The sequence below is a fragment of the Lacrimispora sp. genome, from assembly GCF_047605665.1.
Taxonomy (GTDB): Bacteria; Bacillota; Clostridia; order Lachnospirales; family Lachnospiraceae; genus Lacrimispora.
The window spans coordinates 1-16,053 of sequence record NZ_JASGFH010000013.1 but is presented as its reverse complement, the minus strand read 5'-3'; the positions used below and the strand labels follow the sequence as shown (position 1 = coordinate 16,053).

14 protein-coding genes are annotated in these 16,053 nt (G+C 46.3%); 2 read left to right on the top strand and 12 right to left on the bottom strand.

What is annotated here, in order from left to right:
• Positions 1-6: 6 nt before the first annotated feature.
• The 10 genes from QM657_RS11795 to QM657_RS11750 form a co-directional block, all read right to left on the bottom strand.
• Positions 7-783, bottom strand: coding sequence for a tetratricopeptide repeat protein (locus tag QM657_RS11795; RefSeq protein ID WP_415066862.1), 777 nt, complete (start codon positions 781-783; stop codon positions 7-9).
• Between the two features lie 40 nt (positions 784-823).
• A complete protein-coding gene (locus QM657_RS11790) occupies positions 824-1,261 on the bottom strand; it encodes a dUTP diphosphatase (protein WP_415066860.1) in 438 nt (145 codons plus the stop codon).
• Positions 1,262-1,263: 2 nt separating this feature from the next.
• A complete protein-coding gene (scpB, locus tag QM657_RS11785) occupies positions 1,264-1,968 on the bottom strand; it encodes an SMC-Scp complex subunit ScpB (protein ID WP_415066859.1) in 705 nt (234 codons plus the stop codon).
• 50 nt (positions 1,969-2,018) lie between these two features.
• Positions 2,019-2,816 (bottom strand): segregation and condensation protein A, encoded by a 798-nt coding sequence (locus QM657_RS11780; protein ID WP_415066958.1) that lies wholly within the window; start codon positions 2,814-2,816, stop codon positions 2,019-2,021.
• 75 nt (positions 2,817-2,891) lie between these two features.
• Positions 2,892-3,746: a metallophosphoesterase gene (locus tag QM657_RS11775; protein WP_415066956.1), complete on the bottom strand. Its 855-nt coding sequence runs from the start codon at positions 3,744-3,746 to the stop codon at positions 2,892-2,894.
• A gap of 177 nt (positions 3,747-3,923) precedes the next feature.
• Complete coding sequence (locus tag QM657_RS11770) at positions 3,924-4,148, bottom strand: hypothetical protein (protein WP_415066858.1); 225 nt, start codon at positions 4,146-4,148, stop codon at positions 3,924-3,926.
• A gap of 124 nt (positions 4,149-4,272) precedes the next feature.
• Positions 4,273-5,628, bottom strand: a complete 1,356-nt coding sequence (locus QM657_RS11765; RefSeq protein ID WP_415066857.1) for a serine hydrolase — start codon at positions 5,626-5,628, stop codon at positions 4,273-4,275.
• A 229-nt stretch (positions 5,629-5,857) separates the two neighbouring features.
• Entirely contained in the window at positions 5,858-11,080 is a 5,223-nt protein-coding gene (locus QM657_RS11760; protein WP_415066856.1) for a stalk domain-containing protein, read from the bottom strand.
• A 105-nt stretch (positions 11,081-11,185) separates the two neighbouring features.
• Positions 11,186-11,764, bottom strand: coding sequence for a hypothetical protein (locus QM657_RS11755; protein WP_415066855.1), 579 nt, complete (start codon positions 11,762-11,764; stop codon positions 11,186-11,188).
• Between the two features lie 327 nt (positions 11,765-12,091).
• Complete coding sequence (locus QM657_RS11750) at positions 12,092-12,769, bottom strand: NUDIX domain-containing protein (RefSeq protein WP_415066854.1); 678 nt, start codon at positions 12,767-12,769, stop codon at positions 12,092-12,094.
• A 185-nt stretch (positions 12,770-12,954) separates the two neighbouring features.
• On the opposite strand from QM657_RS11750, the gene QM657_RS11745 reads away from it, so the two are divergent.
• Positions 12,955-13,449 carry a superoxide dismutase family protein gene (locus tag QM657_RS11745; RefSeq protein WP_415066853.1) on the top strand — a complete coding sequence of 165 codons (495 nt, stop codon included), beginning with the start codon at positions 12,955-12,957 and terminating at the stop codon, positions 13,447-13,449.
• Positions 13,450-13,571: 122 nt separating this feature from the next.
• A complete protein-coding gene (locus tag QM657_RS11740) occupies positions 13,572-14,228 on the top strand; it encodes a phosphoesterase (RefSeq protein ID WP_415066852.1) in 657 nt (218 codons plus the stop codon).
• Between the two features lie 67 nt (positions 14,229-14,295).
• Here QM657_RS11740 and QM657_RS11735 read toward each other — a convergent pair whose 3' ends face one another.
• Positions 14,296-15,315, bottom strand: coding sequence for a glycosyltransferase family 2 protein (locus QM657_RS11735; protein ID WP_415066851.1), 1,020 nt, complete (start codon positions 15,313-15,315; stop codon positions 14,296-14,298).
• Positions 15,312-16,053: lysostaphin resistance A-like protein (locus QM657_RS11730; RefSeq protein WP_415066850.1), on the bottom strand; the 742-nt coding region annotated here is incomplete at its 5' end. The genes QM657_RS11735 and QM657_RS11730, both read right to left, overlap by 4 nt.

Genomic DNA, 16,053 nt, shown 5'->3' with positions numbered 1-16,053 from the left:
TTTTTCCTATCTTGTTTTTAAAAATGTGATCTCCCGTTCTGCCGCCTCATCAGGGCCGTGAACGGACACATACTGCTGCATCAAATCAAGGGCTGTTTTAAAATCACCGCTGTACTCCCTGGCAACGGCCCTGTTAAACAAAAGCTCCGGGACCTGGGAACTGTCCGGCATGGAAAGGCCCAGTTCAAAATATCCGTCCGCCCCGGTCCAGTCCTCTTCTGCCATCCTGCACAGCCCCATCCGGTTATAAAGCCCGGCACTTTGTTTCCCCTTTGACAGGGCGTCTTCATAAAGGGCCATGGCCTGACCGGCTTCTCCTGCCTGTTCCATGGCCTCGCCTGCCGCCATCAAAGCTTCCAGGCTTCCTGGCGCTTTTCCTTCCGGGTCCAGGGAAAGACTTTTCTGGTAATCCTCTGACGCCCCTGCAAAGTTTCCTGCCCCTGCCCTGGCAGCGGCCCTCATGTTAAAATACTCCGCATGCCCGCCGTCGACCTGGATCAGAATGCCGTAAGTATCTGCGGCTGAGGCGTAATCCTCTGATAAATACTGGGCCTCGCCGCGGTATTTTAATACATCCTTTTCAAACTTTCCCACCAGACCCTTTGAAGACTCAATCGCCTGGTCAAAGGACTCCAGAGCGGCCTCATAATTGCCGGCATTTAAGGCCTCGATTCCCGCTGCCCGGTAGGTGTATTTCGTTTCCTTTTTCCCGCAGCCTGAGGACATGGCAAGTACAAGGGAAAGAACCAAAACTGCCGCTCCGTATCCTGTCTTTCTTTTCATATCTTTATAATCTCCACTTTTAAGAAATTAAATTCACTGATCACTGCTTTCCTGTGCTTCCGTGACCGCCCCGGTCCTGGTGTCCCAAAACCTTTGTCTCCTCAAAGCAAAGGGCCGGCTGGTGAGCCATGATCCTGAACTGGCATATCCTGTCATTGACATGAATCACCGTATCCTTAAGGGCGTATGCAGGGAAAAACCACTGGTCATTGTCCCCGCAGTAGGTCTCATCAATCACTCCCATGCTGTTGGTCTGAATGATGCCGTAGTTTTTAAAGGTGCTGCTTCTCGGCACCACATGGGCTTCATAACCTTTCGGAAGCTCCATGGCAACTCCCAGGGGAATCAGCTTAAAGTCACCGGCTTTCATCTCAATTTCCTCAGCCGCCCGCAAATCAATCCAGTCGGACTTTCCTTCAACATAGCAAAGCTCTTCGATTTTATCTGTAAAGTATTTAATTCTTATGGTTTCTGTCATGATCATTCCTCCTGAGCACTGCCCTCTCTGCTGTCTTCTTCTCCAATTGCTGTCTCCGGTTCCGATACCGCATTCCCGGTTTCTTTCCCCGGCATCAGGTCGCTGACTTCTGAAAGCTCTTCTTCCACTTCCATCCGGATTTCCTCTGTAACCACCGGGTCTGCGGCTGGAAGGTTCTGGGTGGAGCCGATGCCGAATCTTCTTAAGAATTCCTCTGTCGTGGCAAAAAGAGCCGGGCGTCCCGGCGCATCCATACGGCCCACTTCATATACCAGGTTGTATTCCACCAGCTTATTGACTGCGTGGTCGGACTTGACCCCCCGTATTTTCTCTATTTCCACCTTTGTCACAGGCTGCTTGTAGGCTATGATGGAAAGAGTTTCCAGAGCCACTTCCGTGAGGACCTGTTTTTTCGGTGTTGCGGCCACACGGATTAAGTTTTCATAGTATTCAGACCGGGTGCACATCTGGTAGCTGTTTTCCAGCTCAATGATCTGCAGCCCTCTCTTTCCTGTATCATAGCGCTTCATGAGGCGAAGGACCACCTCTCTTGCGGTCTCTTCATCCTGCTCTATGGCAGCCGCCAGCCTTCTCAGTTCCACCGAATTTCCCATGGTAAAAAGAACGGCCTCAATCACGGCTTCCCAGTGTTTCTCTTCTTTCGTCAGTTTCTTCGATCCCTCTGTACCCAGAGTTTCCTTATCCATCTGTTTCCTCTCCCCAGTCGTCTTTCAATCCCCTTAAAAGGGCCTTCCCTTTACCCTGCGGACAAATTCACCTCGCCCGCCAGGGGGCTTTCTTCTCCCTCAGGCTCCAGAGTCTCAATGAGCATGTCGTCAAACAACTGCTCCTGGCTCAGTCTGATCTTTCCGATCTTCATAAGCTCTAAGAGGGCCAGGAATGTCACCACCACTTCCACCCGGTCAGCCTGTCCCTCTAACAGTCTTCGAAAAGAAAACTGCCTGTATTTTCTGGCATAGTCCATCACGGAGTTGATTTTGTCCTCCAGGCTTACGGATTCTTTTTTGATGTTTCCAAAACGGCTTCTGATGGGGTCTACCCGGTCTGAATTGCGTTTCGTCACTGCCCGGAATATTTCCTGGAGCTTTGCCAGGGTCAAACCGTCTAAAAGGCTGTCCAGATCAAGAGGCGGTTCATACTTTGCCACTTCAGGCGGAACCGTAGGCTCCTTATAAAGCAGCCTGTCGGCTCCCACTTCCCGGTCTCTCAGCTCCTGGGACATGTATTTATAATATTTGTATTCCAGAAGGCGGGCTACCAGCTCTGCTCTTGGGTCCTCCTCTTCGCCTTCCTCATTGACTTCCTTGGGCAGAAGCATCCGCGCTTTGATATCAATCAGGGTTGCCGCCATGACCAGAAACTCGCTGACAATGTTTAAATCCTCTGTTTCCATATGATTTACATAGTCTAAATACTGTTCTGCAATGACTGAAATGGGAATATCATAAATATTCACTTTATTTTTATCAATCAAATGAAGCAGAAGGTCCAGAGGGCCTTCAAAATTGTCCAGTTTATATGAAATTCCCATGATTTCCTCCAATGCAGATCAAACACACTGCTGATTAGTATACCAAACCCTGCTCCATCTGTAAATATATGGCAGGTTTTAATTAGAGGACGGCTTTAAATCCACCACCACCACCTGAGGCTTATCGTTTAAGCGGATGTTGATGGAGTGGGTTCCAAGACCCCGGCTGACGATCATGTACTTTCCGTCTTCTTCAAACTCCCCGGCGCACCAGGGGAGAAAGAACTGATATTGGGGAGTCATAACCCCTCCCAGGTAAGGAAGCCTTATAGTTCCTCCGTGAAAATGGCCGGAGAGGGTCAAATCCGCTCCCCAGTCCCTGCAGGAATGAAAGTAAAGCGGAGAATGGCAAAGCAGAACCTGAAACCGGTTTAAGGACGCTTTTCCCGCTTTTTCTTTTATATTTTGGGCAGTCAGCTCGCAGGGGTGGAAATTTTCATAGCTTTCAGGGTCTAAATCAACGCCTGTAACCGCAATATCTTCCCCGAAGAGCTCTGTCTTATTTTCCAAAACCCTGGCTCCCAGATTTTTTAGACTGTTTACGTAAGTTCTGTACTGGTCTCCATAGACTGAACTTTCCCAGGCCATCCGGTTTTCGTGGTTGCCGTTTCCGCAGTATACGGGATACCGCTCTGCAAGCGCTTTGATCAATTCCAGAGGAATGCGGGTGTCAGCGTTTCCCTTGCTGACCGTCATATCGCCTCCCACCAAAACCAGGTCCGGTCCGATCTGACCGACAGCATGAATCAGTCTTTCATTTCCCTTTCCAAACTGGTGGTTATGGAGGTCGGAAAGGAATACCAGGGTGCAGTCCTTTCTGATCTTAGGGCTTTTTATCACAGTTCTTTCCACGGAAAGCTGTTCTTTTTCATATTCAGAGCGCAGCCATAAACCTGCGACTGCAGCACAAAAAGCTCCGGCAGCTAACCACATTTGATCGTTCCTCATCTTTCATCCATTTTCCATTTCTGCCTTTTATCATACAATGGAGAGCCTGTCCCCGTCAAGTCCATGGACTTAAGAAAAAGAGCCCTTCCAGGCTCTCCTCCATACTGAAATATTTGATTTGTCTGCCTGATAAAAGGGCCGTGTTTCTTCTGCATCAATCAATTACAGCCGGGAAGCCCAGCCTCCGATTAGGTATTCAATAATAAGATTAGGCACGATTACCATAAGCCCAACCGCTGCGCTTATGGCCATAACCCCCAATTGATATTGCCGGTAGCCTGAAATGCCGGGGGAAGGCGGCACCGTAAATGCGAGGCGGTACATGGCGAAAAAAAGAATGCCAAAGCAGATTGAGTAAAAAACCGCATTAAAAATATGTCTTCTCATTAATTTATTTCTCCTTCCTCACCAAATTATAATCCATTTTCGGCTAATATGCAATACCGGCTGGCGGTTATTTCCTTCTTCACCTTGCCCCCCAGGGGGCCTTCTCTTTGCCCATAGGGCAAATTCACCTTGCCCATGCGCCGGAGGAATCCAGCTGGTAGCCGTCGGGGGTGACGGTATTTTTAAGCATGACTCCGTCTCCGCCTAAGTAATACCATTTTCCGCTGCTTTCCACCCACATATTCAGTGCCTTGGCCCCGCTGCTGCGAAGGTAATACCAGGTCCCTGCTGAGAGCTCTCTCCAGCCGGTAGCCATAATGGAGTCGGAATCAAACCAATAGTCCACTCCGTCTATCTTCTGCCATTCATTGGCAGCTTTTGCTCCGTTTTGTTTGATATAATACCATTTTGATCCGGTCTGCACCCAGCCGGAGGATGGTGTCTGGGGAGTCTGGGGATTTTGGGACGTCTGGGAAACGACTGCTTCTGATGATTTTACAGCGAATCCGTAATCCAAAAGAGCCTTTGTATCTGCATAATGAGTGGATTTGCTTTTCAAGATAACCGCAATCAGGCGCACGCCGTTTTTCTCCGCACAGGTGATTAAAGTGTTGCCTGCCAGGGAGGTATAGCCGGTCTTTCCGCCGATCACGCCCGGATAAAATCTGGAGTCCCCGGAATAAAGCATCTTATGTCCCATGGAAACGGTTCTGGCCTTGGCGTTTTTCGTGGCGGGAATCTGATACGTCAGAGTGGAAGTCACCTTTCTTACGGTCTCATTCTGGAAAGCTGCTCTGGCAATCAAAGCCATGTCGCGGGCCGTGGTCTGATGGCTGGAATTATTTAAGCCGTTGGGATTGGCGAAATTGGTGCCGGTGCAGCCCAGCTCCTTTGCCCTTGCATTCATCAGGGCTGAAAAATTGCTGACGCTTCCTGAAATATGTTCTGCCAGACCGTTGGCGACTTCATTGGCTGACTTTAACATCAGGCCGTAAAGGCTCTGTTCTACGGTCAGCTTGTCCCCTTCCACAAGGCCCAGGGTCACAGCTCCTGACTCCAGATTTGTGGTGGCTGACTTTGAAAATGTCACAGTATCGGAAAGGCTGCTTTTCTCTGCAACCAAAAGAGCCGTCATAATTTTTGTGATGCTGGCAGGATAATACTTTGTTTCCCCGTTTTTGGAGTACAAAATGGTTCCTGTGGCAGCGTCCATAAGAACCGCGCCCTCGGACTGAATCTCCGGCTGGGCTATGTTTTTAGCTTCTGTTGTCGTCTGGGATACCGGTTCGTTTCCTGCTGCCGGAAGGCTTACTCCAGGGCCTGCTTCGGGCTGTCCTGCCGAAGGTCCGCTGACGTTTTCCGTCCCGCTGCTGCTTCCTGGAAAGGCTGGAACCATAGGAACGTTTCCATAAGAAGGGATAACCGCAAGAAGGCTGAAACTGATTGCCAGGCCCCATAATCTTCGTGATCTTTTTATCATATCCTGTAATCTCCTGTGCATTTTCTTTTATAGGTAATTTCTGACAACAGTATACCACAAATTCCCGAATTTTCCGATTAAAAATTTCTTACAAACTTTCTTAATCTTCTTCAAAAAAGGGGTTTTTTGAAATTTTTGTATTTTAATCCCGGACAGCCCAACGTCAAACGGATAAAACAGCCGGCCTCCCCGATTGAAATCGGAGCGGCCGGCTGCTGTCTTATTCTGGCTATCTATAGATCAGTACCTGTTTTGACGCTTCTTCCCATACGGCATTGGCTCCCAACTGTTCTGTGATATATTGCATCGGCACAAAGATATGGCCATTCATCATAACTGCTGTTCCCAATCCGTCAGGAAGCTGATCTCCTGTTTTTAAGGATAATGTTTTTCCGTCCCTGGTAATGCTCATGGTCTGAGTTGCTTCATCCCAGTCTGTCTTTGCTTCCAGCGCTTCTGCTACGGATTTCAGAGGCATCAATATCTTGTCTTCAACGGTCACAGGGGCGGTGCTGCCTGATGCGGCCAGTCCGTTTATGAGGTACTGGCTGTCTCCGATTTTCCACTGTACCCGCTTTAAATCATTGGAGATGATGACTCCCATGACGCCTGAATGATAAGTGCAGTATGTGAAGCTCTTTCCATCCGCACTGAGCTCTCCGCCCAGCTTTTGCAGGATATTTCCGTTGCTGTCGTATACAATACCTGTAAGACCCGCTAACTGCTGCGCTGTGAGATTCAATTGGGAGATATCCACTGTCACCCTCTCAGGCTCACTCAACCGTTTCACAGGCAATCCGTCTACGCGGATATCCAGCTCCATCCGCTTTCCTGCAAGGGTTTCATTGAGCGGGTCTATATTGGTGAGATTTGCTGCTGTCTGAGGATTCATGACACTCAGTAACGGAGTAAAAATGATCTCAACACTGGACCCTTCTTTCAGCCCCAGCCCCTTAATGAGTCCTGGAGACAGGGTCAATTGGCTTCCCTGATTTTGAAGGATGACAGGTTTACTCTGCTGCTGGCTGGCAATCAACTGCTCACCGCCTATCACAACGCCCTTTTCTTTCTGCCCTATGGTAATTACCGGTGCATTTCCCTTTGCAAGAGCGGATTCAATGGCTCTCTTTGACCGTTGCTGATTTATGCTTTCCATCGGTGATGACTTTGTGCCGCCCTGGTCTGAGCCGTCACTGTCATCAGAGGATTCAGATGAATATCCGCCTGAAACAGAGGCAGCTACACGGATGGTATTGCTGGCTATTCCGTCTTTGCTGTATGCCATAGCACGAAGCTCCAGCGTACCGTTTTTTTCAATGCTTAAAGTCTTTCCATCGGAGGCTACCTTTCCCGGTCCGCCTGCCACTTCCCATTGTATGTCTACGTCTGATAAGTCAAATTCTTCTCCTGATAAGTCATAGCCCTTAACCTGCATATGGGAATTGCCAATCTGCATATTGCTTAAGTTGACTGATTCACCTCTGTTTATTTTTAAGGGAATCTGTGCATCTGCTGATTTGGCCGCCGTCAATTCCAGGGTGTGGAGGAAGGGGGCTGTTTTTAAATAGAGAAGTTCATTATCAGAGTCTAAAATTGCAAGCTCGCCTGCGCCGTTTGCTGCCATATGCAAGGAAGCTCCCGGTCTGAAATTCCAGCCCGCAGCCAATCCTCCGTCTTCTCTGACTCCCGTAGATGCTTTTCCTCCTGCAATTCTATAAACATAGCCCTTCTTCATGAACCTGCCATGATAATCTCCATCTGCTGACGGTATCATATAGACAGAAACCGGATTGCCAGATTTAAACTCATTAAAATAAATATTATCAGCAGCATCCACAGTCACACCTGCCATTGACCAAAGGGGGAACAGCGGGCTGACAGGCTTATTATCGATATCTATCCCCGTCTTTCCCTCGGTTCCATCACCGATCAGGTTTATAAAGCTGCCGTCAGGATATACCTTAATAATGCGCTTATTGGAGTTATCGGAGACATACATGTTTCCCTTACTGTCAAAGGCCGGCCCATCTCCGTAATCTTTCACTTCCGTCTGGCGAATATCACTTCCCTGGGTGCTTGGAGCCTTTTTGTCATTAAATTTTCCGTTTCCTGCGATTACATAGATATAACCTTTCTTCAGATCTGATAATCCATACAGCTTATCATCTCCTGTATAATCCTTTGCAGGAATGACTCTCACCGTATTGGTTCTATTTTCTGAAATATAGATATTTCCCGCATAATCCACTGAAATACCGTAAGAAGTAAGGAATTTAGCCTCTAATGCAGGGCCTCCGCTGCCGTTATGGGTGTTAATATCTCCTCCGCCCGGAAGCCGTGTTCCCGGAGTTCCATCCCCTGCCACGTAAGAGAGGATACCGTTCTCATCTACATGATACAAACGGTTATGATTATTGCCTGAGTCATAGCTGTCAAGGAAATAAAAGCCTCCATAAGGTGCAATAGCTAAAGCCCTGGGGCTGGAAAATCCCACTTCATGAGCAATAGAGCCTTCGGGCGGCGCATCTCTGTTTTCCTTTTGGTATTGACCTGCCACTGTATATATGTAATTGGCCTTTAAATCGGATAACCCATATAAACTGTCGTAATCCCGGACCGGAACCAGCCTGATTCCTTTACCGCGAAAATCTGAAACAAGTATATTCCCTTCCTCATCAAATACCGGCCTTGCATAGCCGTCTGAGCTCGTTGACGCTTCCGATGCAGGAATTTTATCTTCGAATAAAGCCTTATCTTTTTTTGTAATTCTGGACAGAGTGCTTGCTTTTTTCTTCGTTATAATTTGTATGTTACTTACCACATTTCCCTGTTTTGCAGCAACTCCTACAGAGTCATTGCCGGTAAGGCGAATTTCTCCGCCTGTAATCACAGCGCTTCCAAATCTTACTTCCCATTCCAGTTCGCTGCTGACAGGGAATTTATTTCCCATCTGATCATAACCTTGTACTGTCAGGATTTCGTTCAACGCCTGCTTTTGAAAATCCGATTGATAGACTAAAGCCGGATCTCCTGACAACGTGATGGAATACAGCCTTGGGATTTTATGATCGTATATCTCCAGGGTTTCAGGCTCTGACTCATTGCCATTGATGGAGCCTTTTATCGCAATCTCTCCCATCCCGTTTACGACCAGTTTGATGTGATCTTTCAGTTTAGCAATCCCCCCGCCATCATCTATGAGTTCCCATTGATACGGTGATTCCATGGCATCCATATCAAATGGTTCACCAAATTGATCCGTTGCCTGAAATGACACATACTGGCTTAAATCAATGGTCTCATCTTCTCCTCCTGTCCAGGGTATATCACCTTCCACTGTCATCTTCAGCTCCGCTATGACAGGGGCCTTAGACGGTTCCTGTATGCGCAGCACTTTACTTGAGTTGCCCGTATCATCATAAGCCTGTATGAAAAAGATATTATTCTCACTGTCAATGGCTACCTTACCTACTTTTTTTCTTCCCTGGGCATATACCGCTTTACCGCCCTGGTCAGCCTGATCAGTCCCGGCCCCTGTATTACCCTTACCGCCAAATACAGTATAAATCTTGCTGGAGGAAGAAATCTCCCCGCCTTCTGGCTGCACCATGCGTATTACAGCATTTCCATCTTGACGTGAACTGTCATAGATAAACAAGTTTCCGTCTTTATCAAATCTCATGCCATATGGTTCGATGAAGTTTGCCTCCTCAAGATCCCCGCCATCACCACTGTATTTTCTATTTTCCGCTTTATCACTGCCTGCTAAAACGGAGATTTTTCCGGACGCCAGATCAACCTGATAAATAATACCTCCTTTTACTGAAGTATTGTCAGAAGCAGAAACATATAACTGTCCGTCGAGAACGGCTATACTTCTCACATGAGTTGGAATTTTTACACTGACTGCATCAGCTCCATCCACCACATCTTCTGACCCGCCGCCAGCAATAAGCTTCGGCTGTTCCTCGCTGTTTTCCAGCTCCAATACACGAAATTGGGCAGTATCTGCAATAAATAGATTGTTTTCATCGTCAACTACAATATCACTGACGGAATTAAACTTATCCGGTCCCTGAACCAGAGTGTATATGTATCCTTCCTGACGTTCTTTACCAAAATATTCGCCATCCTTCGCTGCAATCATGAGCAGCCTTGTAAACCTGCCCGTTCTGTCAGTAATATATACATTCCCATCTCCATCCACTGCGATGGCATTAGGGGAGTTTAATTTTATTTCTTCATTTTTCTGACCGGTAAGAGGGATATCGTCGGCATTGCGCTGAGCAGCTTGTTTCCCTGTTCCTGCAATCGTATAAATATACCCTGCGTACATCCACTGGCCAAAATATATACCGTCTGCCTTCGGCACCATACGGACGACGTGGCTTCCCTGATCTGCAAAATAGAGATTATCCTCATTATCAAACGCAATAGCCTCAATGCCGTTAGTCAAACCTTTTAAAAATGTGTCTTGTGCCAGGATCTTATTTCCCAGATAATCCTTCCCTTTTTCATCTGTATAATTTCCTCCTGCAAATACAGTAATAATGCCGGGAATGCCTTCCAATGATGAAATGGCGGAATCCAATGTTTCAAGCGCATCCTTCATTTCCGTTGCATCTTCTTCTTTTAAGGCACCATCTGCATCCTCTATGGCAGATTTCAGATTTTCCCAGCTCTCTTCTGTGTAGGCCTTTTCCTCGAATCCCCGTTTTGCATAACGGATTTTAAATTCCAATCTCTCATGTACATCCCCATCATCAGAAAGCCTTCTCAACATAACCGCCGGTATAAGGGTTACTTCCACTGCTTTTGAAAATGGACCGTAAATTTCTTCTTCCATATTTACAGCTCTTACCCGAAACCAATAGGTCTGATTATTCTCTAAATTTTCCACCGTATAGGTATATTCATCCTGCCCTGAGGCTTCAACATAGTCTTCGCCCGGTGCCTCATATTCTTTTGCTTCAAAATCTTTTGAAGCACTCCATTGAATCATATAACCGGAAGCAGACTCTATCTCTTCATCCGTTTCCCATTGGAGCTCCACCTGGCCGTTTCCGGGAATTGCGGATATGATTTGGGGTGCGGGCAATTCATCGGCAAGATTCTTTTCCGGTTTTATATCTGTAGCGGCTGGCACCTCCTCCGCAGCAGTCTTCGATTCTTCCTCCACAATAGTTTCTGATTCTCCCTCTGCAGTGGTTTCTGATCCTTCTTCTGCAGTGGTTTCCAATTCCCCCTCTGCAGTAGTTTCCGATTCTTCCTCTGCAGCGGTTTCTGATTCTCCCTCTGCAGTCTCCTCCTGTCCTTCTTCGGAGGCAATGTCTTCATAGGGCGGATTCTCCCCATAGAATTCAGCCAGTGCAGGAACATTCACACACCCCAATATCATTGTGAAAACCAGTACGATTGCTGCAATTCTCTTGATCATTTGATTCTTCTCCATTTGTTCCTTCCTTTTAAAAGAGTTTTTTATTGTGCAAAAAACTTGCAAGGAGGTTCTCCTTGCAAGTTTAATAGCCGCAACAGCTTTTTTTACTTCAATTTAATACTAATTGATTACAATTGATGTGATATTGCTCACCATATCCGGTGCATTTTTATCCGTATTGCTGCCTGCCTGTCCAAAGAATAAGCGAATCGCATTATTATTGTTTTTGGGGTCAAATGTAACGCAGTCAGTGGAAGGCGGTGTGTTTTGAACTGCCAGTCTCACACCTACACTTGACGGAAGTCCGGTGCACGGATAGAAATTGCGGCTTGCATAAAGATGACTGTATGACAGCACGCGGTTAAATGAGGGACCGGCATTAAATGTAAATATTTCTGTGCCTGTCAATGTGATTCCTAATTTGTTATTCAGCAGATTTGCCAGCAAGGCTCCGTCTGCCAGGTAATATCTCAATTCATTCTTGTTATTATAGGTGGAATACAGCACATTTGCCTGATAACTGCTGTCACCGATAATATCTGCGGTGGTAATCGTTCCTTCAAATGTAGTCCCCACATATACATCAATCGAACTGGTAGGAGCGGCAAAAGCCTGTCCTCCCATAAGCATAACAAAGGTCAAAATCATCGCCAAAGTAACACCCAGGCGTCTTGCATTATTTCTCATTTTAAATAACATACACATTCCTCCCTGTTTTTTATTTTATTTTTAGCTGTTGCAGCAAAAAGCTCTGAACATGAATACAAAAGGTTTCTCCTCAAATCATTTATAGCTCCCTTATATCGGGCTGTTTATCAAATTCATCTAAAATATTTTCTTACATTTTAAGTTTTTTATTTAATTTTCTTATGCATAGTGTAATCGATATGTTTTTAAAAATCAATCGTTTTCGAAAACAAGTTTCGACAAAACATTTACATTTTGGCAGAATCTTGTCGGAATGCGTGGTTTTGGGCACAAAAAAAGTGCACTTCCTGTATTGGAAGCACACTTTCATCAAAAACTCTATTCTACATATTCTCTTTCTATCTCTTCCAGCCGATCCATGGCCATACTCAATATTTCAGCATGGTCAAAGGCCAGTTTCTCCTGATACAGAATGTCGATAGCCGGCAAAAGTTCTGCATCTGTCTCTCTTTTCCACATCATTCCCCGGCGTTCATACGTTTCTGTGATCCGGTAGCTCATAAATATATGTTTTTCTTCACTTTCAATGGTGAGTCCGTAAGTAGCCCCGTTTCCCAGGTCAGACAGCTTTTTCTTCTTTACCTGGAACCAGCAGGCTTCTTCTGCGTCATCTCCGGCCCTGGGAACCAGGCTGTCTTTTGGGACGGCTGCCATGTAAGACACGGATATCACTCTGGTCCTTGGGTCCCGCTTTACGTTTCCCCAGGTATAAAGCTGCTCCATAAAAATATGTTTTAATCCTGTTTCCTCTTCAAGCTCTCTTGCTGCCGCATCTTCCAGGGATTCCGACATTTCCACAAAACCTCCGGGAATTGCCCACTGTCCGATACAGGGATGGTTTTTCCGTCTGATAAGCAGAATCTCTGCCTCTGCTTCTTCCTGATCCACCGCAAAAATCAGCATGTCAACTGTCACTGACGGACGTTCATAATTTCCTGGGCGATACTGCGCAAGAAATTCTTTTTCTGTCAGTCCTTCTTCATTCTTTCGTTCCATTCTGCTCTTCTGCCTTTCTTCCTACCAGGTTCTCAGTGCTCTAAGCTCTCATTAGCTATACTATACACAAACTTTTGCCTGCTATCAACTACTTTATAAAAAGATTATACTTTTCATAAACCGCATGATGAAGCCATAAAATAGGAACATAAAATCTCAATGCAGATTGTAAGGAGGTATCAGCCATGCAAGCTCAGCAAATTACGCCAGGAATGAATTTTAAACATATTTTAACCAGCCAGACTCCACAGGCCATGGCCTGGGTGACAGGCGGAAAGGATTTTCCCGATATCAGCGGGATGGTAAGGTTTTATTCCACCCCTTACGGCGGAATCCTGGTTGAGGCGGAATTTTTCAATCTTCCCAATATCAACATCCCTGGCTCCAGCGACTTTTATGCGTTCCATATCCATGAATACGGTGACTGCAGCCAGAATTTTGCAAACACTGGCGAACACTTTAACCCCAGACATCTTCCCCATCCATATCACGCCGGAGACTTCCCTCCCCTTTTCGGCAATCAGGGCTATGCCTGGATGGCTTTCTATGATAAACGGTTCTTTATTGAGGACATTATGGGAAGATCTGTTGTGGTTCACCGCATGGTGGATAACTTCACCTCCCAGCCCTCAGGAAACTCCGGAGAGAAAATTGCCTGCGGCGTTATTAAAACCAGTTAAGGTTTCCTAAATAAAATATTAACATTTTTTAAATACCCTTGTAGTGGCAAAATGAGTGTGATATAATCCTTCCGAGCTGCTAAACATTATTCCAACCAACAAAATGGAGAAGGGTAACTCTTATGAAAAATCTGTTTTACAGGTACAGACACGCCTGGGTTTTAAGTTATGCCTTTATTTATCTCCCATGGTTCCTTTACCTGGAAAAAAAGGTGACCAATCATTACCATATCATGCACGTTGCCATAGATGATTACATTCCTTTTAATGAGTATTTTATTATTCCGTATTTTTTATGGTTCTTTTATGTATCGGCGGCTATTCTTTATTTTTTCTTTGCCGGTGTAAAGGATTATTATAAACTGTGCACCATGCTGTTTACGGGGATGACTATCAGTCTGATGGTTTGTACTGTGTTTCCCAACGGAACGGATTTCAGGCCTGTCATTAATCCGGATAAGAACGTTTTTTCCTATATTGTTTCTTTTCTTTACAGCAAGGATACGTGCACCAATGTGTTTCCAAGCATTCACGTTTATAATTCCATCTGCGTTCATATCGCAGTCAGCCATAGTGAAAAGTTGAGACAAAACAGGCTGATTCAGGCTGGTTCTTTCCTGCTGATGGTTTCTATCTGCCTTGCCACTGTCTTCTTAAAACAGCACTCCGCATTTGACGGACTGGGGGCTTTGGTTATGGCCAGCATCATGTATCAGTTTGTATATTCCGGTTCTTATGTACGGGGACGGAACGAAGTTTCTGAAAAAGCAATTGGGTGATAATAAAATGGGACTGCTGCAAGAGTATTTTCTTGCAGCAGTCCTTTTTTGTAAGGTGAATTCGCCGTTAATTGAAACCGAAGAATCTCTGGGTCATTTTATAAATAGCGATGGGGAACTGGCGTCCGCTCTTGCCGGGTAAGTTCACGCCCTGTCCCATGAAGCCCCATCTGAGTCTTAAGTACAGCTTTAAGTTCTGTTTTCTGAGATGCTGCCAAAGCTCTGCTTTCTTCTCCATATTTTCTTCGCTCTCGGACTTGATAGCCAGAATGGAAGAAATGGTCATCATGATTTCCAGATACCGGACCATGTAGTGACGGAGCTTGCGCTGTTTGACTTTTGTCACATCGTAGTAGCCAAGCATCAGCTTTGTCACCCTGATCTGCTGGTCGATGCGGCCGATCATAATGGTTTCGTTGACGGACTGGTCTTCCCTTCCGATGTAGTAGCGGTAAAAGTTCACGTTTAAGTAGTACATGGTCTTTACGTGTGGCAGAGGCTGGTAGACGAAAATGTTATCCACGTAAAAAGTATGCTTGGGCAGTTCCAGGCCGCATTGTTTCAGCAATCCGGTACGGTAAATGACGGAATGCATGAGGATGTACTGTCCCATTATGAATACTTTTACGTCATCCCAGGTGAATATCTGGCCTTCGGGAAGGGCTGTCCGGTAGTTCATGACTTTTTTTCGTTTTGCGCCCTGTTTTTCATAGACAAAGTTGCTGATCAGCATATCCAGGGTCTGTTCTCCGTATACAAAGGTTCTTAAGGCGTCCAGGATTTCCCGGTAGGCGGATTCGTCCACCCAGTCGTCGCTGTCCACCACTTTAAAATAAATTCCCTGGGCATTTCTTAAGCCTGCATTGACGGCTTCGCCGTGGCCGCCGTTTTCCTGGTGTATGGCGCGGCAGATGCCTGGGTAGTTCTTTTCGTATTCATCTGCAATTTCTCCAGTTCTGTCCTTGGTAGAACCGTCATTTACGATTAGGATTTCGACTTCATCTCCTCCGGGAAGCAGGGATTCAATGCAGTTCCTCATGTAGGCTTCAGAATTATAGCATGGAATTGCTACAGATAACAGTTTCACAAAATGTCCTCCTTTAAGGTGTTTTTCTGGTATATCCATATTCCGCAGATTATGGAAAGGGCTGCAAAAATGATTGCTGTGGCAGCCAAAGTCAGTTGGGTTGGAGCGGTAAATAACTTAGGGAAAAAAGGTGTTTGGGTTATGCATAGGGAAAGCAGGTTCGCTGATATATGAAGCAGCATGGGGGCTGAAAGAGATTTGTAAAGCTCGTACAGCCAGGCTGCTGCTATTCCTATGAAAAATCCGTATACTCCCTGGGGGAGATTTCCGTGGTAAAGGGCGAATATTAAGGCTGAAATGCAGGCCGAGGGGAGGAAGGGCAGCTTGTCACGGATAGGGGCAAAAATCATTCCTCTGAAAATGAGCTCTTCTGCTATTGGGATGATGAGGGCGGTTGATAATAGCTGGATAGTGAAGGGCGGGGAATATATGGCCTTGGCGGCTTCCTGGTAGGCAGGGGAGTTTTGAGGCAGGTTCAGGGCGGTTATTATGGTGTTTAAAAGGATGCATAGGGAAGCGCCGAATGCCGGGATTGGGAGCAGGTGGATGGATGGTGATGGTGTCAAGGGGCGGAGGGTTTGGTCTTTGGTGTAGATGCAGGCCAGGGCCGGGGTGCATAGGAGGGCGGATATGGCAGTGGACTCCAGGGGGCCGAGGGGGGTAAGCAGGTATATGGCCGTGGTGATGGCGGTGTGGAAAAATAGGGGGAGGATTAGGCGTAGGGGTATGGAGGGCATG